Source organism: Micromonospora zhanjiangensis, assembly GCF_042650605.1.
Taxonomy (GTDB): domain Bacteria; phylum Actinomycetota; class Actinomycetes; order Mycobacteriales; family Micromonosporaceae; genus Micromonospora_J; species Micromonospora_J zhanjiangensis.
The window spans coordinates 144,851-168,948 of the sequence record NZ_JBHSBN010000001.1; the positions used below are offsets into that span (position 1 = coordinate 144,851).

General features: G+C 74.4%; 23 protein-coding genes. 8 read left to right on the plus strand and 15 right to left on the minus strand.

The window, feature by feature from the left end:
• The first annotated feature begins 13 nt into the window (after positions 1-13).
• Positions 14-1,831, plus strand: a complete 1,818-nt coding sequence (locus tag ACFOX0_RS00685) for a potassium channel family protein (RefSeq protein ID WP_377541394.1) — start codon at positions 14-16, stop codon at positions 1,829-1,831.
• A 4-nt stretch (positions 1,832-1,835) separates the two neighbouring features.
• Here ACFOX0_RS00685 and ACFOX0_RS00690 read toward each other — a convergent pair whose 3' ends face one another.
• Entirely contained in the window at positions 1,836-3,056 is a 1,221-nt protein-coding gene (locus ACFOX0_RS00690) for a DUF4032 domain-containing protein (protein WP_377541395.1), read from the minus strand.
• A 138-nt stretch (positions 3,057-3,194) separates the two neighbouring features.
• Here ACFOX0_RS00690 and ACFOX0_RS00695 point away from each other — a divergent pair, with 138 nt between their 5' ends.
• Positions 3,195-4,010: a phosphatase PAP2 family protein gene (locus ACFOX0_RS00695; protein ID WP_377541396.1), complete on the plus strand. Its 816-nt coding sequence runs from the start codon at positions 3,195-3,197 to the stop codon at positions 4,008-4,010.
• A gap of 245 nt (positions 4,011-4,255) precedes the next feature.
• Positions 4,256-4,999: a DUF4232 domain-containing protein gene (locus ACFOX0_RS00700; protein ID WP_377541397.1), complete on the plus strand. Its 744-nt coding sequence runs from the start codon at positions 4,256-4,258 to the stop codon at positions 4,997-4,999.
• A gap of 47 nt (positions 5,000-5,046) precedes the next feature.
• Here the strand turns inward: ACFOX0_RS00700 and nagA are convergent, their stop codons facing one another.
• The 3 genes from nagA to ACFOX0_RS00715 are packed head-to-tail and all read right to left on the minus strand — an operon-like array spanning position 5,047 to position 8,073.
• Positions 5,047-6,162: an N-acetylglucosamine-6-phosphate deacetylase gene (nagA, locus tag ACFOX0_RS00705; protein ID WP_377541398.1), complete on the minus strand. Its 1,116-nt coding sequence runs from the start codon at positions 6,160-6,162 to the stop codon at positions 5,047-5,049.
• A 16-nt stretch (positions 6,163-6,178) separates the two neighbouring features.
• Positions 6,179-7,126 carry an ROK family protein gene (locus ACFOX0_RS00710; RefSeq protein WP_377541399.1) on the minus strand — a complete coding sequence of 316 codons (948 nt, stop codon included), beginning with the start codon at positions 7,124-7,126 and terminating at the stop codon, positions 6,179-6,181.
• A 17-nt stretch (positions 7,127-7,143) separates the two neighbouring features.
• Positions 7,144-8,073: an SIS domain-containing protein gene (locus ACFOX0_RS00715; protein ID WP_377541400.1), complete on the minus strand. Its 930-nt coding sequence runs from the start codon at positions 8,071-8,073 to the stop codon at positions 7,144-7,146.
• 189 nt (positions 8,074-8,262) lie between these two features.
• On the opposite strand from ACFOX0_RS00715, the gene ACFOX0_RS00720 reads away from it, so the two are divergent.
• The 4 genes from ACFOX0_RS00720 (at position 8,263) to ACFOX0_RS00735 (ending at position 11,780) form a co-directional block, all read left to right on the plus strand.
• Complete coding sequence (locus tag ACFOX0_RS00720; protein ID WP_377541849.1) at positions 8,263-9,048, plus strand: DeoR/GlpR family DNA-binding transcription regulator; 786 nt, start codon at positions 8,263-8,265, stop codon at positions 9,046-9,048.
• A 189-nt stretch (positions 9,049-9,237) separates the two neighbouring features.
• Positions 9,238-10,155, plus strand: coding sequence for an ABC transporter ATP-binding protein (locus tag ACFOX0_RS00725; RefSeq protein ID WP_377541850.1), 918 nt, complete (start codon positions 9,238-9,240; stop codon positions 10,153-10,155).
• On the plus strand, positions 10,152-11,165 hold the full coding sequence (locus ACFOX0_RS00730; protein ID WP_377541401.1) for an ABC transporter permease subunit: 1,014 nt from the start codon (positions 10,152-10,154) through the stop codon (positions 11,163-11,165). Before ACFOX0_RS00725 ends, ACFOX0_RS00730 begins: the two co-directional genes overlap by 4 nt.
• A 123-nt stretch (positions 11,166-11,288) precedes the next feature.
• Positions 11,289-11,780: a DUF3263 domain-containing protein gene (locus tag ACFOX0_RS00735; protein WP_377541403.1), complete on the plus strand. Its 492-nt coding sequence runs from the start codon at positions 11,289-11,291 to the stop codon at positions 11,778-11,780.
• 4 nt (positions 11,781-11,784) lie between these two features.
• Here ACFOX0_RS00735 and ACFOX0_RS00740 read toward each other — a convergent pair whose 3' ends face one another.
• Positions 11,785-11,997: a hypothetical protein gene (locus tag ACFOX0_RS00740; protein WP_377541404.1), complete on the minus strand. Its 213-nt coding sequence runs from the start codon at positions 11,995-11,997 to the stop codon at positions 11,785-11,787.
• Between the two features lie 406 nt (positions 11,998-12,403).
• On the opposite strand from ACFOX0_RS00740, the gene ACFOX0_RS00745 reads away from it, so the two are divergent.
• Positions 12,404-12,898, plus strand: coding sequence for a GNAT family N-acetyltransferase (locus ACFOX0_RS00745; RefSeq protein ID WP_377541405.1), 495 nt, complete (start codon positions 12,404-12,406; stop codon positions 12,896-12,898).
• A gap of 66 nt (positions 12,899-12,964) precedes the next feature.
• Here the strand turns inward: ACFOX0_RS00745 and ACFOX0_RS00750 are convergent, their stop codons facing one another.
• Genes ACFOX0_RS00750 through ACFOX0_RS00795 form a run of 10 tightly spaced genes read right to left on the minus strand, consistent with a single transcriptional unit; the run spans position 12,965 to position 24,092 of the window.
• The gene (locus ACFOX0_RS00750; RefSeq protein ID WP_377541406.1) at positions 12,965-14,422 is read right to left on the minus strand and encodes an amidase family protein; all 1,458 of its coding nucleotides are present in this window, start codon (positions 14,420-14,422) and stop codon (positions 12,965-12,967) included.
• Entirely contained in the window at positions 14,415-15,596 is a 1,182-nt protein-coding gene (locus ACFOX0_RS00755) for a 3-deoxy-7-phosphoheptulonate synthase (protein ID WP_377541407.1), read from the minus strand. The genes ACFOX0_RS00750 and ACFOX0_RS00755 overlap by 8 nt, the downstream gene beginning before the upstream one ends.
• Positions 15,593-16,894: an ATP-grasp domain-containing protein gene (locus tag ACFOX0_RS00760; protein WP_377541408.1), complete on the minus strand. Its 1,302-nt coding sequence runs from the start codon at positions 16,892-16,894 to the stop codon at positions 15,593-15,595. Before ACFOX0_RS00760 ends, ACFOX0_RS00755 begins: the two co-directional genes overlap by 4 nt.
• 2 nt (positions 16,895-16,896) lie before the next feature.
• Positions 16,897-18,336 carry an MFS transporter gene (locus ACFOX0_RS00765; RefSeq protein ID WP_377541409.1) on the minus strand — a complete coding sequence of 480 codons (1,440 nt, stop codon included), beginning with the start codon at positions 18,334-18,336 and terminating at the stop codon, positions 16,897-16,899.
• Positions 18,333-19,658 (minus strand): ATP-grasp domain-containing protein, encoded by a 1,326-nt coding sequence (locus ACFOX0_RS00770; protein WP_377541410.1) that lies wholly within the window; start codon positions 19,656-19,658, stop codon positions 18,333-18,335. The genes ACFOX0_RS00765 and ACFOX0_RS00770 overlap by 4 nt, the downstream gene beginning before the upstream one ends.
• On the minus strand, positions 19,645-21,072 hold the full coding sequence (locus ACFOX0_RS00775; RefSeq protein ID WP_377541411.1) for an amidase family protein: 1,428 nt from the start codon (positions 21,070-21,072) through the stop codon (positions 19,645-19,647). The genes ACFOX0_RS00770 and ACFOX0_RS00775 overlap by 14 nt, the downstream gene beginning before the upstream one ends.
• Positions 21,069-22,349, minus strand: a complete 1,281-nt coding sequence (locus tag ACFOX0_RS00780; RefSeq protein WP_377541412.1) for a phenylacetate--CoA ligase family protein — start codon at positions 22,347-22,349, stop codon at positions 21,069-21,071. The genes ACFOX0_RS00775 and ACFOX0_RS00780 overlap by 4 nt, the downstream gene beginning before the upstream one ends.
• The gene (locus ACFOX0_RS00785; RefSeq protein ID WP_377541414.1) at positions 22,346-23,401 is read right to left on the minus strand and encodes an AMP-binding protein; all 1,056 of its coding nucleotides are present in this window, start codon (positions 23,399-23,401) and stop codon (positions 22,346-22,348) included. Before ACFOX0_RS00785 ends, ACFOX0_RS00780 begins: the two co-directional genes overlap by 4 nt.
• Positions 23,398-23,682 carry an acyl carrier protein gene (locus tag ACFOX0_RS00790; protein WP_377541415.1) on the minus strand — a complete coding sequence of 95 codons (285 nt, stop codon included), beginning with the start codon at positions 23,680-23,682 and terminating at the stop codon, positions 23,398-23,400. Before ACFOX0_RS00790 ends, ACFOX0_RS00785 begins: the two co-directional genes overlap by 4 nt.
• The gene (locus ACFOX0_RS00795) at positions 23,679-24,092 is read right to left on the minus strand and encodes a hypothetical protein (RefSeq protein ID WP_377541416.1); all 414 of its coding nucleotides are present in this window, start codon (positions 24,090-24,092) and stop codon (positions 23,679-23,681) included. Before ACFOX0_RS00795 ends, ACFOX0_RS00790 begins: the two co-directional genes overlap by 4 nt.
• Positions 24,093-24,098: the final 6 nt, after the last annotated feature.

Below are 24,098 nucleotides of genomic sequence, written 5' to 3' on the forward strand. Positions count from 1 at the left end.
TTACCATCCCGGCATGGCGGATCTCTGGCGCGACCGGGCCCGGCAGCCGCGGTGGCTGCTCCGCCCGGGTGGCGACGCCCGGCCGCACTACGTGGTCTGCGGTCAGGAGGCGCTGGCCTTCCACCTGGTCAACACGTTGCTCGGCACCGAGCTGTCGACCGGTTCGGTCCGGGTCACGGTGATCGTGCCGCACCGCCGCCGGCTCAATGAGCCGGACATCCGCTCGATCCGGGGCATCCGGCTGATCAAGTCGGACCGGCTCGACGAGGACACCTTCCGGGCGGCCGGGCTGGCCGGCGCGGCCGGGCTGGCCCTGATGCGCCAGGACGACGTCGGCAACATCCACGCCGCGCTGTGCGCGCAGGCGGTGGAGCCGGGGATCCGGGTCGTGCTGCGGATGTTCAACGGCAGCCTGGCCAACGGCGTACGGCAGCTGTTGCCCGACTGCGCGGTGCTGTCCGACGCGTCGATGGCCGCGCCGGCCTTCGTGGCGGCGGCGCTCGGCGAGGTGACGCCCACCTACTTCCGGCACGGCGGCCGGACCCTGCACGTGGCCCGCCGCGTCGAGGTGCGGCCGGAGCAGGTGGTGTGCGGGCTCGCCGACACCCGCGAGCGCAACGACCAGCGGGTGCTGCCCGAGGACGAGGACGAGGCGGACCTGGTGTTGGCCGAGGCGACCGGGCAGCCGTCCGACGTCGAGCGGACCGCCCGCCGGGTCAGCCGGGACCGGCAGCGGCGAAACCCGCTGCGGGTGTTCGGCCGGGCGGTCCGGTCGTTCGTCACCCGCAAGATCGGCATCGCCACCATGGTGGTCCTGGTGGTCATCGCGGTCTTCGGTTTCCTGCTCTCGTTCACCCAGCCTGGGGTGACTCTGCGGCAGGGGCTCTACCTGGCCGTGGTGATCACCCTCAGCGGCGCCGACGCGGGGCTGGAGAAGAACGGCCCGGTGCAGGTCATCGAGGTGGTGCTGAACCTGGCCGGGCTGGCGCTGGTGCCGCTGATCACGGCCGCGGTGGTGGACGGCATCGTCAACGCCCGGTTGGCGCTGACCGCGGACAAGGCGCAGCCCCGCCGGGAGGACCACGTCGTGGTGGTCGGCCTCGGCAACGTGGGCACCCGGGTGATGGCCCAGTTGCACGACCTTGGCATCGAGGTGGTGGCCATCGACAAGGATCCCAACGCCCGCGGCGTCCCGCTCGCCCACCGGCTCGGCATCCCGCTGATCATCGGGGACGCAGCCCAGGAGGAGACCCTGGTGGCCGCCTCGGTGGCCGGTTGCCGGGCGCTGCTGGTGCTCTCCACCGACGACGTCAGCAACCTGCAGGCCGCGTTGAACGGGCGGTCGGTCAAGGAGGACCTGCGGGTGGTGCTGCGGCTGTTCGACGGCGACTTCGCCAGCCGCATCCAGCGGGCCTTCAACATCAACATTTCGCGCAGCGTGTCGTACCTGGCCGCGCCGTCGTTCGCCGCCGCATTGCTGAACCGGGCGGTGATCGCGACCATCCCGGTGGAACGGCACGTCCTGCTGATCGCCGAGGTGCCGGTGGTGGCCGGCGCCCTCCTCGTCGGCCGGCCGGTCGGCGCCGCCGGCCAACCCCGATCGGTACGGGTGATCGCGCTGACCCGGGCCGGCCAGTCCCGCCCGCTGTGGTCACCGGGTGTCGACGAACGTCTGGCCGCCGGGGACCGGCTGACGGTGGTGGCGCGCCGGGCCGGGCTGAGCTGGCTGCTCAAGCAGGCCGGCCCGCCCACCGACCCGGATCCGGACACCGGCCCGGCACGGGGCCCGCTGCCGACGCAGCCGGCCCCACCGGCCGGAGAGGTCGACTGACCGGTCAGCCCGTCGGCACCTCGACGCCGAGGACGGCCTTCTCGTCGGGCCGGTGGACCAGTTCGTCGGCGAGGAACGACTGCACCGCGGGCGCCATCCCCACGTCCCGGCCGGCCCGTTCGGACAGCAGCCACTTGTGCTCGATGATCTGCAAGAACAGCTCCTGCGGTTCCAGCTTCTGCCGCAGGTGCGCCGGCACCGCGCGGACCACCGGTTCGAACACCTCGGTCAACCAGCGGTGGGCCGCCTGCTGCTCGTCGATCAGGTCGCTCTCGGCCCGGTACGCGTCGAGGTCGTTGAGCAGCCGGCGGGCCTGGTTCTCCTCGGCGTCCAGGCCGGTCAGCCGGAGCAGCCGCCGGGTGTGGTAGCCGGCGTCGACCACCTTGGGGCGGACCAGGTACCGTCCGCCGTCGACGATGGACATGGCCACCTCGGCGACGTCGAAGCCCAGTTCGTTGAGCCGGCGGATCCGACGCTCGATGTCGTGCCGGTGGTCCCGCTCGACCTGCTGCTCGTAGGTGATCTCGTGCCAGAGGCCCTCGTACCGGCGGACCACCTCGTCGCAGACCACCTCCGGGTCGATCGACTCGTGCAGCAGGCCGGCGGCCTGCAGGTCCAACGCCTCGCCGAAGATGTTCAGCCGGGCGATCTCCAGGTCCTCGCCGCGCTGCCCGTCGGAGAGCCTGCTGTGCAGCGCCCCGGTCTCCGCGTCCACCAGGTAGGCCGCGAACGCCCCGGCGTCCCGCCGGAACAGCGTGTTGGACAGCGAGCAGTCGCCCCAGAAGAAGCCGGTGAGGTGCATCCGGACGATCAGGGCGGCGAGCGCGTCGAGCAGCCGGGTCATCGTCTCCGGACGCAGGGTGTGCGAGAACAGCGCCCGGTAGGGCAGCGAGAACTGCAGGTGCCGGGTGATCAGTACGGGGTCCAGCGGTTCGCCGGCGTCGTCCTGCCGGTCGGCCACGATGGCCACCGCCTCGACCGAGGGGAAGTCGATCCGTTCCAGGGCGCGGAGCAGGTCGTACTCGCGCTCGGCGACCCGCTCGCCGGTCTCCTTGACCGCGTACACGGTGTCACCGAGTCGGACGAACCGCACGACGTGTCGCGAAATACCCTGCGGTAGTGCGACAAGGTGGTCAGCAGGCCACTCCTCGAGCGGCGTGGACCAGGGGAGGTCCAGCAATGCCGGGTCGATCAGGGCCGAAGTGATGCGCACGGGGTCCAGCATGACCCGTCGGCCGGCCGGCTGGCTCGTCGGCGTGGCTCGCCCCACACCACCCGTGCGGGCGGTGGTCGGACCCGTACCGACTGTGCGGGCGGCGGACGCGGGCGGCGGACGACCGGGCGCCGCCGGTAGCGTGTCCGCGTGCGGGAAACTCCGACGGTACGACGGCAGACGCGGCCGCGTCCGGTCCGCCCGGCCGGCTGGTGGTACGACCTGCTGCTGATCGCCCTGCTGGCCGCGCTGACCTACGCGCTGAGCCGGGGGCAGCTGCTCGGCCTGGACCGGACGGTCAGCGGCTGGGCCGAGGGGCACCGCCCGACCTGGGCGTACTGGGCGGCCCGGGGGTTCAACCTGCTGGGCCAGGGCGGCTGGCTGCTGATGCCGGTGGCCGGTGCGCTGGGCGGGCTGCTCGCCTGGCGGATCCGGTCGGTCCGGCCGGCCCTGGTCTTCGGCGCCGCCCTGGTGGTGCTCTACCTCACCGTGGGCCCGTTGAAGCTGTGGACCGACCGGGCCGCGCCCAGCGCGACCAGCCACGAGCCGTATTTGCCGCAGGCGGAGGCGGTGCAGATTTTCAACGACCTGCCGCCGGGGACGTACTCCCAGTCGTATCCGTCCGGCCACGTCGCCAACGCCCTGGTCTGGTACGGCGTGATCGCCCTGCTGCTCACGGCCCTGCTGCGGGCGTACGGCCGGCCGGGCCTGCCGGTGGCGGCCTACCGCGCGATCCGGGTGCTGCCGCCGGCGATCCTGATCTTCACCACCACCTACCTCAACTTCCACTGGTTCACCGACGGCGTCGCCGGCCTGCTCGTCGGTCTGATCCTGCGCCGGCTGCTGGACCGGGTGCCCTGGGACGACCTGCCGCTGCCCACGCTGCCCGGCGGCTGGGACCGCCCGGCCCGGCTCGACCCCCCGGACCGCCCGGACCGCCCGGCGGACGCCACCCGCCGGGCCTGACGAGGCGCCGCCCGGACCGCCCGGCGGGCGCCACCCGCCGGGCCTGACGAGCCGCCGACCGGGCCCCCGACGGGCGCCGTCCGGCGGGTCTGCCGAGGTCACGGGCCCTGACTGTCGTGAAATTGACCCGGCGTGCCGGCAACTCGCCCCCCGCCACCGACGTCTGGAAGGTGTCGGCCGATCGGCACGACGAGATTGCGCCGCCGGGTCCGCCGGACCCCGGCGCGGCGGTCAGGAGGCACCGGATGAACATTTTTCCACCTTCCCTCGCGGTCGGTCGTCGGCGCGGCGACGAGCCGACGGGCGGGCGCCCCGGGATTCGCGCCCAGCACGGCCGCTCCGCGCGCGGGTCGATCGCCGTGCTGTTGACCGGCGCGGCGCTGCTGCTGCCCACAGCCTGCACGTCGGCCCGTCCGGCACCGGTCGGCCAGCCGTCGAACGGATCACCCACCCCGGCGGTGACCGGCAGCCCGGCGACCGGCGGCCCGACGACCGGCACGCCGGTGACCGACAGCCCGGCGGCGGTGCCCTCCCCGGCGGCGCCGCCCGCGGGCGGGGGAACGCCGGTCTGTCACGCCGCGGACCTGTCGGCGCGGGGCATCGGCAGCGACGGCCACGCCGGGAGCGGCACCTCCTTCTACGCCCTGACGGACACCTCGGGACATGCCTGCTCGTTGACCGGCTTCGCCACCTTCCGGGCGGTGGACGTGCGCGGCTCGACCCTGCGGACCACGACGCAGCGGACCGGCACCGCGAAACGGGTGGTGCTGGGTCCGGGCGGTACGGCGTACGTGTCGATCACGACGACCAACGTCCCGACCGAGGGCTTCGAGAAGGCGCCGTGCGAACCCGGCGCCGCCGCCCTGTGGCTGAGCCCGCCCGGCGACTCGGCGCACCTGGTCCTCACCGGACCGTGGCGGATCTGCGGGCGGGGCAGCCTGGAGATCACCCCGTTCGACCCGCAGCGGCCGGCCGCCGCCCACTTCTGACCGGCGCGGTCGCGCAGGCGGCGGCGAGCCACTCGCGGGGCGTCGGGTCAGTCGACCCAGGCGCCGGCGCGCATGACCCGGACCACCTGCAGGTCGTCGTCCAGGACCACCAGGTCGGCCCGCCAGCCGGCCAGCAGCGAGCCGACCTGGTGGTCCAGGCCGAGCGCCCGGGCCGGGGTGGCGGAGGCCATCCGGGAGGCGTCCGGGACGGCGATGCCCGCCCCGACGGCCCGGCGCAGGGCGGCGTCCATGGTCAGGGTGCTGCCCGCGATCGGGCCGGGCGTACCGTCCGGGTTCGCCAGCCGGGCGACCTGGTCGGCGACCAGCACCGCCTGACCGCCCAGTTCATACTCGCCGTCCGGCATACCGGCCGCGGACATCGCGTCGGTGACCAGGGCGGCCCGGTCCGGTCCGGTGACCGTGGCGGCGAAGGCCAGCGTGCCGTCGTGCAGGTGCACCCCGTCGGCGACCAGCTCGCAGATCACCTCGTCGGAGCCGAGCAGGGCGTACACCGGGCCGGGCTCGCGGTGGTGCGGCGGCCGCATGCCGTTGAAGACGTGGGTGCCGACGGCCGCGCCGGCCGCGACCGCGGCGCAGGTCTGGTCGTACGTGGCGTCGGTGTGCCCGATCGCCGCCACCACCCGGTTCTCCGTCAGGAACCGGACCGCGTCGAGCGCGCCGGCACGTTCCGGGGCCAGGGTGACCATCCGGACCGCGCCGCCGCCGAGATCGATCAGTTCGCGCAGTTCCTCGATCGACGGGTCGCGCAGGTGAGCCGGGTTCTGCGCCCCGCAGCGCGCCGTCGACAGGTACGGCCCCTCGAAGTGGAGACCGGCGATCACCCGCTCGGTGACCAGCGGGGACAGCGCCGCGGTGGCGTCCCGCATCAGCTCGAAGGGCGAGCTGACCAGGCTGGCCAGCATGGTGGTCGTGCCGTGTCGCAGGTGGAAGTCGGCCGCGGCCCGGGCCTCGTCGACGTCCCCGGTGGTGAAGGTGTGCCCGCCCCCGCCGTGGGTGTGGATGTCGACGAAGCCGGGCAGGATCCAGTGCCCGTCCCGGACGCTCGGATACTCGGCCACCGCGGTGATCCGCTCACCGTCGGTCTCCACGCAGCCCTGTCGGATGACCCCGGACGGGGTGACCACCTTGCCGTTGACCCGCACTGTCTACCGCACCTCCTCAAGTGTCGAGGGCGAGCAGGGCCGCGCCCAGGCAGCCGGCCTCGTCGCCGAGCGTCGCGCGGACCAGTCGCGGCTCGCGATGGAAGGTCAGTCGGTGCCGCAGCGCCACCCGTAACGGGTCGAGCAGGTCGGCGCCGGCCTCGGCCAGTCCACCACCGAGGACGATGGTCCGTACGTCGAGGAGGGCCTGTGCGACGACCAGGCCGTCGGCGAGGGCGTCCACCGTCTCGGCCCACACCCGGACGGCGGCCGGTTCGCCGGCGCGGGCCAGGGCGGCCACCTCGGCGGCGGTCGCCGGCGTGCCGGTCAGCTCGGCGTACCGCCGGCCCACCCCGGCCGCAGATGCTACCGCCTCCAGACAGCCGGACTGGCCGCAGCCACAGCGCGGCCCGCCGGGACGTACCACGACGTGACCCAGCTCGCCGGCGGCGCCGTGCGCGCCGGCCGCGGCGGCGCCGCCGACCACGTGCGCGGCGGCGATGCCGGTGCCGATCGCGACGAACAGCACGTGGTCCTCGCCCCGCCCGGCACCCAGCCGGGCCTCGGCCAGGCCGCCGGTCCGCACGTCGTGGCCGAGCGCCGCCGGCAGGCCGAGCCGCGCGCCGACCAGGTCCCGCAGCGGTACGTCCCGGAAGCCCAGGTTCGCCGACCAGACGGCCACCCCGGCGGCCTCGTCCACCACCCCGGGTACCGCGAGGCCCACCGCGACCGGGGTGTCACCGGCGGCCCGGGCCCGGTCGGCCAGTCCGGCCGCCACCGTCACGATCGTGTCGACCACCGCGTCGGCTCCCCGGTCGGCGCCGGTGGGGTGCCGTTCGAGGTGCCGGGGGGTGCCGTCCAGGTCGACCAGGGCGCACTTGATCCCGGTGCCGCCGACGTCGAGCGCGACGACGACCGTGCCGTCGGGGGATTCCGCTCGGACGTCGCCCGGCGACGGTTGATCCACTGCCACCTGCGGGCCGGTCAGGTGAGCACGACGGAGCGGGTGAGGTGCCGCGGCGCGTCCGGGTCCAGACCCCGGCTGGCGGCCAGCGCCACCGCGAACCGCTGGGCCAGGATCAGGTCGGCCATCGGGTCCAGCGGGGTACGCCCGGCGGCCCAGGAACCGAGCACGGTGTGGCGGCCGTGGGTGCGGCTGTGCACGAAGACCGCCCCGGTCGCCGCGATGTCCTCGGCCAGCCCGGCCGGGATCTCGCCGAACGCCCAGACCAGCCGGCCCGGTCCGGCGACCGAGATCGGGCCGTGCCGGTAGTCCATCGCCGGGTACGCCTCGGACCAGAAGGTCGCGGCCTCCCGGCACTTGAGGGCGGCCTCGTGGGCCAGCCCGACGGTCCAGCCGCGGCCGAGGAAGGTCGCCTGTTCCACCCGGCGCGGGTCGATCGGCAGCGGGGCCCGCACGGCCACCTCGGCGTCCGCGGCCAGCGTCGACACCTTCGCGCCCAGGTGGGCGCGGAGCAGGGCGAGCGCGCTGGTGGCGAAGCGGGTCTGCACCACGGCCCGCTCGTTGGCGAACGGCATCGCCAGCACGTCGGTGGCCAGCCGGGCGGCGGGCGCCGCCGGGTCGCCGACCAGCACCGTGCTCGGGGTACGCCCGGCGAGGCCGGACAGCAGGTCGGTGACCTCGGTGGTGGTGCCGGACCGGGTGATCGCGAGGACCCGGTCGTACCGCCGCCCGGTGGGGAACTCGGACGCCTGGAACGCGTCGGTCTCGCCCTGTCCGGCGCTCTCCCGCAGGCCGGCGTAGGCCATCGCGACGAACCAGGAGGTGCCGCAGCCGACCACGGCCACCCGCTCGCCCGGTCGGGGCAGGGCGGCGGCCGATCCGGCGGCGAGCGCGCCGGCTTCGAGCCAGCATTCGGGCTGGCTGGCGATCTCCGCGTCGACGTACGACATGCAGGGCTCCTCGCGGACGCGCGCTCTGCGCAATACGGTTCGGACAGGCCTTCTTTCGCGCGTCATTCTGCGTGAAATTCGCCGACCCTGGCAACATTTTGCTCGATCGCGCAGGTCAGCCGTTTGCGCGGCGAGGTTTTGCGCACTATTGTGCACGCAATCACTCACCGTCCGTGCATGGAGGCCGCGGTGGACCGGTACGCCAGGTGGAACGCGCTGCTCGAACTGCTGACCGACAGTGGCCGGGTGAGCGTGGAGGACGCGGCGAACCGGTTGGCCGTCTCGCAGGCCACCATCCGTCGGGACTTCGACCAACTCGCCCAGCAGCAGATGATCACCCGTACCCGGGGCGGTGCGGTGGCGAACGGGGTCTCCTACGACCTGCCGCTGCGCTACAAGACGGCCAAGCACTCCGCCGAGAAGCAGCGGATCGGTACGGCCGCCGCCGCCCTGGTCTCGCCGGGCATGGTGGTCGGTCTCAACGGCGGCACCACCACCACCGAGGTGGCCCGGGCGCTGGCCGTCCGCCCCGACCTGAACACCAGCGCCGAGGGCGCGCAGCTGACCGTGGTGACCAACGCCCTGAACATCGCCAACGAGTTGCTGGTCCGCTCCCGGATGAAGGTGGTGGTGGCCGGCGGGGTGGTCCGCCCGCAGTCGTTCGAGCTGGTCGGTCCGCTCGGCGGCGCGCTGCTGCGCGAGGTGACCCTGGACGTGGTGCTGCTCGGGGTGGACGCGATCGACCCGCAACTCGGCGCGGCGGCCCACCACGAGGGCGAGGCGTCGATGAACAACCTGATGGTGGCCCGGGCGAAGCGGGTGGTCATCATCGCCGACTCGTCCAAGCTGGGCGGTCACGCGTTCGCCCGGATCTGCCCGGTGGAGCGGGTGGAAACCCTGGTCACCGACTCCGGCGCCGATCCGGCGGTGGTCCGCGCCTTCGCCGACGCGGGCGTGCAGGTCATCACCGCCTGAACCTTTACCCCGTTCTGTCCGTTCCGGGTGGACGGGCACCGGACCTGATGCATACCGGGTATGGTGTCGCCTGTCATATCACTCCGACTCCGGGAGCTCGGCTTGACTGCCGTACTCGAGATCGAAGGTCTCCGGAAGACCTACAAGAGCAGACGCCGGGGCACCCGGCAGGCCCTCGACGGCTTCGACATGCTTGTCGAACAGGGCCAGGTGCACGGCTTCCTGGGGCCCAACGGCTCCGGCAAGACCACCACCCTGCGTACGCTGCTCGGGCTGATCAAGCCCAACGGCGGCCGGATGCGCATCCTCGGCCAGGATGTCCCCGCCGCGCTGCCCGACGTCGCCGGCCAGGTCGGCGCCATCGTGGAGAGCCCGCAGTTCTTCCCGCACTTCACCGCCCAGGACACGCTGTCCCTGCTGGCCGGGGCCGGCGACGTGGCGCAGAGCCGGGTCGCCGAGGTGCTGGAACTGGTCGGCCTGCGGGACCGCGCCAAGGAACGGGTCAAGACGTACTCGCTGGGCATGAAGCAGCGGCTCGCGGTGGCGTCCGCACTGCTGAAGAACCCGAAGCTGCTGATCCTGGACGAGCCGGCGAACGGCCTCGACCCGGGCGGCATCCGGGAGATGCGGGCGCTGATGCGCCGGCTGGCCGAGTCCGGCATGACCGTCGTGCTGTCCAGCCACATCCTCGGCGAGGTGCAGCTCATCTGCGACTCGGTCACCATCATCTCGCTGGGCCGCCGGGTCGCCGCCGGCCCGGTCGCCGAGGTGCTCGCCCGACACGCCGGCAACGGCGTACGGGTCCGGCTGGAGGCGGTCACCGACCTGCCGCTGGCCGCCGAGGCGCTGACCGCCTCCGGCGCCCAGGTCACCACCGCCGACGACCACCTGATGGTGCACGGCGTCGACAAGCCGGCGCTGATCACCCGTACGCTGGCCGGCCGCGACCTCTACGTCAGCGAGCTGGCGCCGGTCGCCGTCGACCTGGAGAGCGTCTTCCTGGAGCTGACCGCCACCGCGCCGGTGCCCGGGCAGAACCGGCAGGTCGACCAGTCCGCGGTGGCCGGCGAGCCGACCGCACCGGCCCAGGGAGGTTGGGGAGTATGAGCCTCTACAAGACCGAGTTGCGCCGGCTGCGCAAGCGGCGGTTCGTCCGCTACCTGACGCTGGCCGGGCTGCTGATCCTGCTCGCGGTGGCGGCCGGCACCTTCCTCACCAACCAGAAGATCGGCCCGGCCCAGCGGGCCGCCGCCGAACAGGAGGCCCAGGCGCAGTACCAGGAATCCGTCCGGGGCGCCGAGCAGTTCAAGAAGGAGTGCCAGCAGGCCAAGGCCGCCGGCTCCAAGGACGACCACTTTCCGTCCGACTGCGAGCAGATCACCCCGCCCACCCAGGACAGCTTCCAGGCCGCCTGGTTCATGCCGGCCACCTTCGACTTCCGGGGCAAGTTCGAGGTCATGATCACCGCGTTCGCGGGGATCCTCGCCCTGGTCGCGTTCGCCGCGGGCGCGTCCTTCGTGGGCGCCGAGTGGAACACCGGCGGGATGATGAACCTGCTGCTCTGGCGACCCCAGCGGCTCAAGGTACTGTTGATCAAGCTTGGCGCGCTGCTGTCCGCGACGCTCGGCGTCACCGTGCTGGCGGCCGCCGCCTGGACCGGGATCTTCTGGCTCATCGCCAACCTGCGCGGCAGCACCGAGAAGATGACCTCGGGGGTCTGGCAGTCGTTCGGGCTGACCGGCCTGCGTGGCGTGGCCCTGGTGCTGGTGGCCGGGATCGTCGGCTTCGCGCTGGCCTCGCTCGGCCGGAACACGGCGCTGGCGCTCGGTGGTGCGCTCGGCGTGGCCGTCGTCGGCCAGTTCGGCCTCGGCATCCTGCTGTCGATGGCCAACGTCAAGTTCACCGAGGCGTACCTGCTGCCGACGTACCTGTTGGCCTGGATGCAGAAGAAGATCGAGTTGCAGAACTGGAACTCCTGCAACGCCTCGTACTCCGGCGAGTGCAAGCCGGAGACCTTCGAGATCACCTGGCAGATGTCCTCGACCCTGCTGGTGGTCGGCGTGGTGCTGACCCTCGGCGCGGCGATGTGGACGATGCGCCGGCGCGACATCACCTGACCGGCGAGCGGTCCGACCGACCGCGGTACGGGGGCGGCAGCGTCCCCGTACCGCGGTTGCTGCGTGCCCGGCCCGGTCCGACTAGGCTGATGGACCCAGCTCACCCGACCGTTGAGGAGCGCCGTGCAGCCCGCCCGCGACGCGCGGCAGGTCGACGAGTCGACCACCGGACCGGTGGCCGGGCCGGCAGGTCCGGCGGGCCCGGTGGCTGCGGGCCCGGCACCGGTGCCCGCCCCGCGCCCGGCGACCGAGGCGTCGGCGCCACCCGTTCCCGGCCAGCCGGTGCCGGCCCAGCCGGGCCCGGACGACGCGGCCGACACCGCCGGCACCGCCGAGATCGACGACCCGCGGCCGGGCGAGGCGAAACCCGAGGCGGGCGCGCCGGCGGCGCTGACCGAGCGGGACCGGCGGATCCTCGCCTTCGAGCGGCAGTGGTGGAAGCACGCCGGGGCCAAGGAGCAGGCCATCCGGGACACCTTCGACCTCTCGGGCACCCGCTACTACCAACTGCTCAACGGGCTGCTCGACAATCCCGCGGCGCTGGCCGCCGAGCCGGTGCTGATCGGCCGGCTGCGTCGGCTGCGGGCCACCCGCAGCCGTACCCGTCGGCGGTGAGCGACTACTTCTCGTAGGTGCGCAGTGCGTTGCCCAGGCCGATGAAGGTGGGCGCCCACTCGCCGACGAAGATGCCCCACCGGTCGGCCCGGTCCACCCCGGCGTGCTCGAACTTCTGCGAGATCGCCCAGCAGACGACCGAGATACCGATGCTGGCGAAGCCCGCCATATACATGTGTTCGGACCGCAGGCCCCGCTCGTGCAGCATTTCCACCATCGTCCGCACCCCCTCCTCGTGGAGCCGGCCGCGCCGACCGTGCCGGCTCCGCCGATTCACTACCGAACGTGATTTTGACGCTACCCGTCGGCGTGATGTCCGTCCCCGCGTTGTCCGGATCCGCCGCCGGATCCGCCGCCGGATCCGCCGCCGGATCCGCCGCCGGATCCGCCGCCGGCCCGGACGGCCGGGCAACCGGTACGACCATGTCCGCCCTGTTCGGCCCCGATGGCCGGATCCGGACGGCGCAGGGTAGCGGTTCCGGCGCCTCGGGGTGTGCCGTCGTGAGTCGGGACACGGCCGCCCGGTCACCCACCGTGGCCCACCAGCCAGTCTTGCCGACCGCTCGGCGGGGATCGCTGGAAACGGCTGGACGGCTCGACGCGTGCGGGGAAAACTCCCGCTCGTGGTGAGCGATGTCCGGCTGACGCCGGTTGACGAGAGGACCCTGGAACCGTTGCTGTCGGTAGCCGTCGCCGAGGCGGAGCCGGGTGACGTGATGCCGCCGGTCGACGCGCCGGCCGGCTGGTCCCAGGCCCGGCGGGAGGCGTTCCGCGAGTTCCACCGGGCCAGCTACGGCGGCCTGGACGGACCGACCCGCACCCTGATGTACGCCATCGAGGCCGGCGGTCAGGTGGTCGGCATGATCCGGATGACCCGTCGGGACGAGCGGGAAACCCTGGAGACCGGCATCTGGCTCGGCCGTTCGGCCCGGGGCCAGGGCATCGGGTTCGCCGCGCTGCGCGCGCTGCTGGACGAGGCAGCCCAGGTCGGCGCCCAGGTGGTGGTGGCCGACACCACCGCGGGCAACTCGGCGGCGCTCGGCGTGCTGCACCGCTGCGGCGCGCTGATCAAGCGGGAGGGCGACACCGTCCGGGCCGAACTACGCCTGCACGACTGACACCGACCCGGCGGAGCGGGCGCCGCCGGGTCGTCGCCGGCCCGGCCGCCGCCCGCCGCCCGCCGGTCAGCGCGGGACGAGCTTCAGGTCGCCGACCGCGGCGGCCAGGTCGCCGGCGAGCCGGACCAGCGTCGCCTCGCTGTGCGGCGGCCCGACGAGCTGCATCGCCAGCGGCGCGTCGTCATCGGTACGGCCCACCGGCAGGGTGATCGCCGGCAGCCCGAGAAAACTCGCCACCGGCGTGTAGCCGATGTCCCGGGCGTAGTCGTCCTGGTCGGCGGTGGGGATCGTCTTGGCCGGTGGTGCGGCGTCCCGGGCCCGGGGCAGGTCCGGGTCGAGCGGCAACAGCCAGGCGTCCACCTGCTGGGCGGTGAACCAACCGGCCACCGCGGCGCGTCCCCGGGCCTGGGCGGCCCGGATCTCCGCGTACCGCCGGTCGGTGACCGTCCGCCCGGCCGCGAGGGCGAGCCGGGTGGATTCCGACAGGTCGTCGCCGAGCCACCGCCGCCAGACCTGGTAGCCGTCCCACGCCTCCCGGGCGCACAACTCCCAGGCGGCGCCGCGGTAGAGCCACGCGGCGCCGATCCGGACCGGCCGGACCTCGTGCCCGGCGTCCGCGAGACCCCGGACGGCCACCTCCAGACCGGCCAGCACCTCCGGCTCGGCGTCGTCGTCGAGGACCTCCTGCACCAGCCCGAGCCGCAGCCGGCGACCGCCGTCCACGGCCTGCGGCAGACCCAGCAACGACCAGAGGAAGGCCAGGTCGTCCGGGGTACGGGCGATCCAGCCCGGGGCGTCCATCGAGGGCGACAGCGGGAAGATCCCGTCCAGCAGCCGCTCGTCGTGGGTGGTCCGCAGGCCCACCACACCGCACCGACCGGCCGGCCAGCGCGCCGAACCGAGCACGTCGGTGGCCAGCGACAGGTCGCAGATGCCGGCGGCCACCGCCACCCCCGAGCCGGTGCTGGAGCCGGCCGGGTCGATGTGCGGGAAGTACGGGTTGCCGCAGCCGGAGCCGAGCCCGATGTTCAGCTCGGTGGTGACCACCTTGGCGTTCACCGCCACGGTCAGCGTCCCGTGGGCGCGGCCCGGTGGACCGGCGCCGTCCGGCCCGCCCGTCCGGCCCGGCGTGCCCGGCCCACCCGGCCCACCCGGCCCGGCGGGGCCGACCGACGCCCCGGCCGGGAACCCGCGCAGCACGGCCGCCGACCGGCGCGGGTGGTGCCGGTGCCGGCGCAGGCCCAGCCGGGTGGGGAAGCCGGCCACGTCGACGGTGTCCTTGACGCCCACCCGGACCGGTGCCTCGGTGGAGCGCAGGTCGACGCAGGCGCGGTAGCGGGCGTCGGCCCGGAACGCCCACTCGTCGACGGTGTCGCGCCAGTGCGCCGGATCGAGCCGGCCGGTGGCGATCCGGTCCAGTCGTTCCCGTACCGGCAGGGCGAGCAGGTCCGGGCGGACCGGTGGCGCGGCGTCGAGACCGGCGCCCTCGGCGAACGCGCGGAGCGCGGTGGCGGGCTCACGCATGACTGACCTCCAGAGTCGGTGGCGACTGTGGGCTGGTGGCCGCGGCGAAGGCCGCCACCACCCGCCGGGCCTGCCGGTCGTTCAACCGTGGGTCGCAGCCGGTCCGGTAGCGGGGCAGCGCGGGCTGCCCGAGTGCCTCGGCCCGGTGCTCGACGCACTTGGTGACGTCCTGCGGGGACATCTCCAGGTGCAGCCCGCCCGGGTGCCCACCGGCCGCGCGCAGCACGTCGACGAAGCCGAGCACCTCCGCGACCAGGTCCCGTACCGCCCGGGTCTTGCGTCGGTCGGCGGTGTGGATGGTGTTGCCGTGCATCGGGTCGCAGAGCCAGACCGGCCGGGCGCCGTGCCGGTGGACGGCCGCCACCAGGGTCGGCAGGTGCCGTCGTACCTCGCCCGCGCCGAACCGGGTGATCAGGGTGAGCCGGCCCGGCTCCCGGTACGGGTCGAGCCGGTCCACCAGCGCGGTCAGGTCGGCCGGGGTGGTACCCGGGCCGACCTTCACCGCGACCGGGTTGGCGACGTCGGCCAGCAGGTCGACGTGCCCGCCCGCGGGTTGCCGGGTCCGGTGCCCGGCCCAGAGCAGGTGCGCCGACGAGCAGTACCGCCGGCCGGTGGCCGGGTCGGTCCGCACCAGCGCGCGCTCGTACTCGGTCAGCAGCGCCTCGTGGCTGGTGTACACCCCGGACGGCAGGTGCGCCAACACCCGCCCGGCCATCTCGTACGCGGTGAGCAGGCGCCGGGGGTCGGGGGTGCGCGCCGGCGCCGTGGGCTCGACGGAGTTGACCGCGTCGCCCCGGTACACCGGCAGCGGGGTGCCGTCCGGTCCGGGCTCCACCGCCGCCGAGCGGGGCTTGGCGAACTGCCCGGCGATCCGGCCGATCCGTACCACCGGCCGCTCGGTGCCGGCGGCCAGCAGCTCGGCCAGCTCGTGCAGTTGCGCCGCCTTGCCGGCGGTGGCGGCCGGTGAGATCTCGGCGAACAGCTCGGCGCAGTCGCCGCCCTGCAACACGGTGGCCGTGCCGGCGGCCACCCCGGCGAGCTGGCGGCGCAGCGCCGCGCAGTCGGCGAAGTCGACAAGCGGCGGTCGTCCACGCAGTTCGGCGGTGACCTCGGCGACCCGCTCCGCCGACGGCCAGTCCGGCAGCGCCCCGGACCCGGTGTGGTCGGCGTTCACGGGAGCACCCGTACGGTGACGGCGGCCCGGCAGCGCCGCTCGACGGCGTCGAGTTCGTCGGCCGTCGCGGCGTCCACCACGAACATCGCCGCCCGGTCGGCGGACTCCCGGAGCGGGCCCAGCGGCGTACCAGGTGGTTTGAGCGCCACCACGCAGCGCACCGCGGCCGGTCCGTCGTCCGCGCCCCGGTCGGTGACCTGCGCGCGCAGCAGCGACGGGTCGAAGCCGATCGGTTCGACGCCGAGCGCGGGGTCCACCGTCAGCCCGGCGAGCACCCCGGGCCGGTGCGGCAGGTACACCTGCCGGGCGACCCGGCGCGGTGCCGGCAGCGACCCGTCCGCACCGACGGCGAGCCCGACGATCGCGTCCTCCGGCGCGGCACCGGTGGCGAGCCAGTGCAACGCCAGGATGCTGTCGCCGGGCGGCCGCGCCGCGATCTCGATCAGCACCGGTCGACCGCCGGGACCCAGCCGGTACTCGGCGTGCGCCATGCCGGTGCCGAAGTCGAGCCGGTCGAGCACCGCCCGGTGGGTGGCGAGCAGCTCCCGCCGGGCGGCCGGGTCGAGTTCGGGCGGCGGGGTGGTGTGTCCGGTCTCGACGAACCAGGCCGACTCCTCCTCGGTGGTCCGCTTGCGGGTGACCTCGGCGTACCGGAGCCGGCCGGCGCGGCTCAGCGACTCGACGGAGAACTCCTGGCCGGTGGCGCGTTCCTCGAACAGCAGCGTCTCCTCCGGCGGGTAGCCGGCGAGGCACTCCCGCAGTTCGACGGCGTCGGTCACCAGCCGTACCCCCGAGCTGGCCAGCCGGCCCACCGGCTTGACCACCGCCGGGTACGCCCGCCAGCCGGCCGCGGCCCGGTCCCGGTCGCCCGGCGGCACCAGCGTGGACGCCGGACTCCACCGGGCCAGGTAGCGGCGCTGGAGGAACTTGTTGCGGCAGACCAGGGCGGCCCGCCGGCCCGGTGACGGCAGGCCGAGCAGGTCGGCCACCTCGGCGGCCGGCCCGACGTACTCCTCGCGCAGCGTGCAGACGCCGCGCAGGTCGTACCGGCCGGCCCAGTCGGTGGCCCGGTCCACGATGGCGGTGGGCTCGGTGGCCGGCAGCAGCGCGACCTCGGCCGGATAGCTGTCGGCGTGCTCGCCGTCGCGCCAGTGCCGCAGCAGGTCGGCCACGTGCGCACCGGGCGCGTCGACGACCAGGACGGTGAGGCCGCGGTCGGTCGCGGCGCGCAGGTAGCGCTGGTTCCAGGCGACGGCGAAGCCGCCGAGCAGCAGCAGCGCCGGAGGTCGTGCGGACACGGTCAGCTCCGTTCGGGATGGGAGGCCACGGCGACGGCCTCGCGGTCGGTCCGGTCCGGTCCCGGCGCGCCCCCGACGTCCGGCCCGGCACCCGGGTCGGTGGCCGAACGGGCGTCCGGGTCGGCGCCCGGGCCGGCGGCCCGTCGGGACCCGGTGACGACGGTGGCCGCGGCCAGTTCGGGTTCGGTGGGCGGCGCGGAGGCGAACGGACGGCGGAACGCGCCGACCGTCACCACCACGCCGAGCACCGCCAGCGCGGCACCGCCGACCGCGTACACCCCGCGCAGCGCGGAGTCCGAGGCGAAGATGGCCAGGATGCCGTACACCACCAGGCGGCACAGCCCGACGCTGGTGATCAGCAGCGCCATCACCCGGCCCTGCAGGGCCACCGGTACCTGCTCCTGCACCCGGGTGCGGAAGATGTAGAACGACTGGAAACAGATGCCGCAGGCGGCGTAGAGCAGCATCGGTACGGCCAGCCCGGACGACCAACCCAGGGCGACCAGGGCCAGGCCCAGCCCGATCACCCCGAGCGCGGCGATCCGGTCCCGGTTGAGCCGGGCGGTGAACAACGGCAGCAGGATCCCGCCGACGATGGCGCCGATGGCGAACATCGCGTCGATGAAGCCCAGCCCGCTCGCGCCGACGTCCAGCACGTGGTCGGCGAACGGCGCCAGCAGGGTGTTCAGCAGGTACAGGGTGGCGAACAGGACCAGCAGCATCCCGTACGAGGGCAGCATCTTCGGGTGCGTACGCAGGTAGTCCAGCCCTTTGGCGGCCCGCTGGAAGGACGCCTTCCAACCGTCGCCGCCCTCCCGCTCGATCCGGCGGGTGGTCCGTACCCCGACGATGAACGCGGCCGACAGCAGGAACGACACCATGTTCAGCGCCAGCACCCCGGCGACCGAGGTGGCCGCGATGATGACACCACCCAACGCCGCGCCGATCACGTTGCCGGTCTGCACGGCGACACCGGTCGTCGCGTTCGCGGCCAGCAGCCGGTCCACCGGCACGATCTCGCGGACCAGCGTGGTGCCGGTCGGCACCGACGTCGACTCGGTCAACGCCAGCAGGAACACCGCGGTGAACAGGTGCCAGGTCGCCAGGTGCTGGGTGACGTAGAGGGTCAGGGTGACCGCGAGCACCACCGCGGCGAACACGTCGGAGCCGACGAACACCAACCGGCGCGGGAACTTGTCGATCAGGACGCCGATGATCGGGCCGAAGAAGACCCCGGGCAGTGCCGTGGTGAGCAGCACCAGGGAGACCGCCCGCGGGCTGCCGGTCAGTTGCAGGACCAGCCAGACGTTCGCCACGAACTGGGCACCGTTGCCCAGGTTGGTGACCATCATGGCGGCGGCGACCCGCCGGTAGCCGGGCGGGCGCAGGGCCTCGATCCGCTCGGCGAACAGGCCGGCGACCGCCGTACCGGCGCGGCTCACGCGGCCACCGCCGTCGGCAGTTCGGCGCGTACCTCGACGGTGACGGCCGCGACGCAGCGGGCCTCCAGCCGGTCCAACTCGGCCGGGCTCGGCGCGTCGATGACGAACATGGTGGACCGGTCGCCGGACTGCCGGATCTCGGTCAGCTCGGCGCCGACGCTCCGGCCGGCGACCACCATCTGCACGCTGGCGTCGGCGTCCGCCGGCCGGGGCTGCACCGGCGGCCACATCCAGCGCTCGGCCAACCAGGTCACCGGGGCGTCGAGGCCGTCGGCCCGGACGTCGGCCAGCACCCCGGGCGGGTGCGGCAGGTAGACCTGACGGGCGTACCGGCGGGTCGCCGGGTAGCTGGTCGGCTCGCCGAGCGCGACGGTCAGCAGTGCCTCCTCCATCGGGGCACCGGTGGCCAGGTGGTAGAGCTCGAGGATGCTGTCCCCGGCGGCCCGGGCGGCGATCTCCATCAGCACCGGGCGGCCGTCGGCGGTGATCCGGTACTCCGCGTGCGCGATCCCGTCGGCGAACCCGAGCCGGGCCAGCACCTCCCGGTTGACCTGGAGCACGGCGGCGGTCCGTGCCGGACCCAGCTCGGGGTCCGGCGCGGTGTGTCCCATCTCGACGAAGAACTCGCCGCCGGACTCGTTGGTCCGCTTGCCGGTCGGTGCCGAGAAGATCACCTCACCGTGCTGGACGAGCGCCTCCACCGAGATCTCGTGACCGGCGACGAGTTCCTCGACGAGCACCGGCTCGGTGTCGTCGTACCCGGCCAGGGCGGCCCGCAGCGCGGCCGGGTCGGCGACCCGGCGTACCCCGGAACTGGCCTCCCGGCCGACGGGTTTCACCACCGCCGGGAAGTGCGCCCAGTCCGTGGCCGCCTCGACCCGCCGGTCGGCCGGCAGCAGCCGGGAACGCGGGCTGACGTCCGCCAGGTAGCGCCGTTGCAGCAGCTTGTTGCGGCACACCCGGGCGGCCCGCAGGCCGGGACCGGGCAGGCCGAGGCAGTCGGCGACGACGGCCGCGGCCTCCACGTAGTCCTCGCCGAACGCCAGCACCGCCCGGATCCGGTGCCCGGCGCTCCACCGGACGACCTGGTCCAGCACCTGTTCGGGCCGGTCACCCGGGATCCAGACCAGCTCCGCCAGGCCGGCGAGCGGGTGCTCGGGGTGGCTGCGGCGGGCCTGGTCGAACCGTTCCTTGCCGGGCGTCCGGGTGTCCACGCCGAGTACGGTCAGGCCCCGTTCGGTCGCCGCCGGCACCAGCCGGGGGTAACGGGCGCCGAAGAGCGCGCCGAGGACCACGACCGCCCCGGGTTCATCGGTCTGCACGACAGGTTCTCCTCTCATCGTTCGTACCGGCCGGGACCGGGTGGACGGAGCCCGCGGGCCCCTCGAAACGGCCCGCCTCGGCGAGCGACTCCAGCAGCCGACCGGCGGCGAGCAGCACGGGTTCCGCGCCGGGCGCGGCGAGCAGTTGCACGCCGAGCGGGGAGCGTTCGCCGGAGAGCGCCAGCGGCAGGGCGAGCACCGGCAGCCGGGCGAAGTTGGCGACCAGGGTCAGCGCCACACCGGTGCCGCCGTCGTCGTCCCCGCCCAACGGGGGCAGCGCGCCGCCGCCCGACGGCGCGTCCACCAGGTCCGGCAGGCCGGTCTCCAGCGGCATCAGCAGCACGTCGTACTCGTCGGTCAGCAGCGCCGCGACCCGGTCGGCCGCGACCCGCTGCCGCCGCCGCAGCGCCCGGTAGCGGTCGTCGTCGATGCCGGCGCCGTGCGCGACGGCGGCCCGGGTGTCCGCGCCGAGCCGGACGTCCGCCCGGTCGGCCAGCGCGGCGAAGCTGTCGTGCGCCTCCCGGGCCAGCAACGCCGCCGCCGGGCCGCGCTGCCGCCACACGTCGGGCAATCCGACCGGTACGGCCCGGTGCCCGGCGGCGCCCAGCGCCGCGCGTACCCGGTCCAGCAAGGCCGCCACCTCGGGATGTGCGGCCTCGTCGGGCGGCACGCTGACCGCGAACCGCAGCCGCTCCGGCACCGGCCCGGCCGCCGCCCCGGTGACGGTCGCCAGGTCGTACCGGCGCCACAGCCAGTCCAGGTCGGCCACGGTACGGGTGACGAACCCGACCGACTCCATGCTCGGCGCCACGCAGTGCACCCCGGTCAGCAACTCTGGTCGGGGCGTCAACCGCAGCGCGGTGACCCCGCAGTACACCGCGGGCCAGCGCAGTGAGCCGCCCGAGTCGCTGCCCACCGAGACGTCGCAGAAGCCGGCCGCCACCGACACCGCCGAACCGGTGCTGGAACCGGCGGTGCTCACGTGCGGATGCCGCGGGTTCCGGCTGGGCTTCACCGAACCCAGCGCGCACTCGGTGGTGGTGACCTTGCCGAGGCAGACCCAGCCGAGCCCGGTGAGCCGCTCGACCAGGCCGGCCGAGCGGTCCGGCTCCCGGCGGTAGCCGGACCGGATGCCCAGCCCGGTCGGGTACCCGGCGACGTCGATGGTGTCCTTGACGGTGAACGACGGGACGGCCGGCAGCGCGGGGTCGGCGAACACGGCCGGCCGCAGGCCGACGAAGGCGGTCACCGTCGGCTCGACGGTGGCCACGTGCGCGGCGAGCCGCCGCCGGTGCTCGGCCGGGTCGAGCAGTCCGGCGCGGAACAGCTCGTCCCGCCGGGCCAGCGACGGCGGGTAGCGGTCGTCGTCCGTCGTGGCGGCCTCGCCGCCGGCGGTGTTGGTGGGCGCGGTCACGGTGCGGTCTCCCGGACCAGGGCGGGGGTCTTCGCGGTCTGCGGACTGCTGGTCAGCCGCTCGACCAGCCGCACCCGGAACGTTTCGTCCTCGCCGCGCAGCCCGAAGTCGAGGTCCACCTGCGAGCCGAGGACCCGGTCCCGGATCTCGGTCGGATCGGGCGCGGCGCCGGGCGCCGGGACCACCCGGACCTCCATGGTCTCGGTGCCGACGCCGGCGATCACGGCGATCTGCGCGGCGCCGACCCCGGCCACGCCGCGGGCCACCGCCACCAGGTCGGTCGGGCTGACCAGGGTGCCGGCGAACTTGATCAGGTTGCCCTCCCGGCCGGCCAGCCGCAGCGCCCGGCCCGGGGCGCCGCACGGGCAGGCCACGAACGCGGCCCGGTCGCCGATCCGGTAGCGGATCACCGGGCTGACCGCCTGCGGGTGCAGCGTCGTCACCAGCACCGCGCCGTCGACCAGCTCGACGTGCTGGTACGGCAACGGGTGGAAGGTGTCCACCGGGCAACCCGGCCCGTTGTGTCCGATCACCCAGGTCTCGGTCGAGCCGTAGTTGCCCCACAGACCGAAGTCGGGCGCGTACCGGTCGCGCAGCTCCAGCAGCTCCGGCTCGCAGGGTTCGCCGAACCAGATGCCGGCCCGCAGTCGGGACAGGATCGGGTGCCGCCGCTCGCCCGCGTACCGCAGGATCTTCAGCAGTTGGGACGGCACGCCGGCCAGCGCGGTGGTGCCGTTGGCGTGCAGGAAGTCCAACCACCGGCCCAGCTCGTCGTCGCCGATGTTGCCGAGCCCGATCACCCCGGCCCCGGCGTGCTCCGCGACCCGGTTGTAGCAGTAGTGCGCGGACCACAGCCGGCCGGGCATCGCCAGGTTGGCCAGCACGTCCCGGGCCGACAGCGGCTGCCAGTGGGCCAACAGCTCGGGCAGGTGCATGGCGCACGGGATCCAGGCGAGCTTGGGGTCGGCGGTGCTGCCACCGCTGGTGAACAGGAACGCCGGCCCGCGCCGCCGCCCGGCCCGCAGCACCTGCGCCGCGGACGCGGTCACGTCCTCGCGGGTCATCTCCGGTACGCCGGCGAAGTCGAACTCGTCGACCAGCGGCACGTCGCGGTACTTCTCGGCGAAGTACGGCAGCCGGGCCGCGTCCCGGACCAGCTCCCGCAGGACCGCCGGACCCGCCGTCGGGACGGTCGAGGGCGCCGGTCCGCCGCGGCCGACGTCGACCGGTTCGTCCGGCGGGACGTCGGCCCGGATCGGTTCGGACAACTGGGTCATGACAACTCCAGGTGGGTGGTGGGATCGGCGTGCACCGCGCGGGGCTGCTGCCACGGCGGCAGGTCGCGGCAGGCGGCCCGGACGGCGGCCACCGCTGCGGCGTCGGCGGTGTGCACCAGCACGGTGAACCACTCGCCGCGCAGCCCGTCGCGGTGCGGCCGGGCCGACAGTCGTACGCCCGGCGCGGCCACCGCGAGCCGGGCCAGTACGGCGTCCAGTTCGACCCGGCGGCCGTTGACCTTCACCAGCTCACCGCGCCGCCGGTGCCACCGGAAGGTGTCCGGACCGGTCACCGTGACCAAATCGTCCAGGCGCAGCTCGGTCGGCACCGGCTCGCCGGGCCGGCGGGCCAGCCGGGGACTCCGCACCACCAGCGGCACCGGCCGGGCCCCGCCCGGTCCGAAGGTCCCGGGTCCAGCCGGTGCCTCGGAGCGGGATCCGGACGCGGCCGGGAGGAGAGTGTCATGATCGGCCCCGGCCGATGCTTCGGTGTCGGGCCGGGTAAGCGATCCGGCGCCGAACGTCACGTCCGGCGCGAGGGTCCACTCCGGATCGTCCGGCGAGGTGCGGGTGGCCACCAGGCCGGTCTCGGTCGAGCCGAACAGCTCGACGAACCGGGCGCCCGGCCCGAGCGCGGCGAGCACCGCCGCCGCGTCCTCGGGCAGCGCGGCGCTGCTGTGCACCACCACCAGGTGGTCCAGGTCCCGCAGCGCCGACCGGCAGCGCGCCAGGTGGCCGAAGCTGGCCGGCAGGGCGGCGATCAACGGCCGGCGCAGCCCGGCCAGTGCCTCGACCGGCGATTCGGTCAGCGCCACCGGGCGGCACGGCACCCCGAGCAGCGCCGGCAGCGCGGTGCCCATCAGGTAGCCGTAGAGGTGGTGCCCGGGCGCGTAGGTCAGCACCCCGTCGACGCCACCGGCGGCGCACAGGTCGGCCAGCAACCGGGCCTCGGCCGCCACCTGCCCGGCGGTACGCAGCCAGCGCACCGGCTCACCCGTGGAACCGGACGTGGCGAACGCGATCTCGTCGGTCCCGACGGCGACGGTGGTCACAGCGCGGCCCGTAGGACGGCCTGGTCGCTCTGCTTACGCGCGACCAGGGCGGCGATGGCCGCGACGCTGGCGAAGGTGCTGCGCAGGTCGTCCTCGACCAGGTCGACGGAGACGTCGAAGCGCTGCTCGATCAGCCCGACGCAGTCGAGCACGCCGAGGCTGTCGTACCGGCCGGGGGCCAGCTCGGCGAGCAGGGTGTGGTCGGTGTCGGCGGTGAGCGGCACGGTCAGCAGCTCGGCCACCGACTCGCGGACGGCGGTGCGCAGTTCGGTGTCGGTCATCGGTGCGCCTCCTCGGCGGTGACGGCTTCCGGTCCGCCGTCCCAGGCCGGGCTGCCCGGGGTGAAGTGGTCGGCGGGGTCGGTCGGCTGGAACGAGACGAAAACCCGGTCGGGCGGCACCTCCGGGCCCAGCGCGGCCCGCACCGCGAACGCGTACGCGCGCCGGAACTGCGGTCCGCGGTCGGCCGCGAGCACGCAGGCGACCAGCGCGAAGGGTCGGGTCGGGGCGCCCGGCGGTCCGTCGAGCGGAAACGGTCCGCTGTAGACGGTCTCGCCGGGGAGCGGCACGAAACGGGTGATGACGTGGTTGATGTCGGTGCCCTGGCGGCGCCACCAGAAGCTCAGTTCCTTGGCGATCCGGCGCCGGAAGCGCGGGTCGGCCACCGTGGTCTCGATCGTCGTGGTCGGCATGACTCC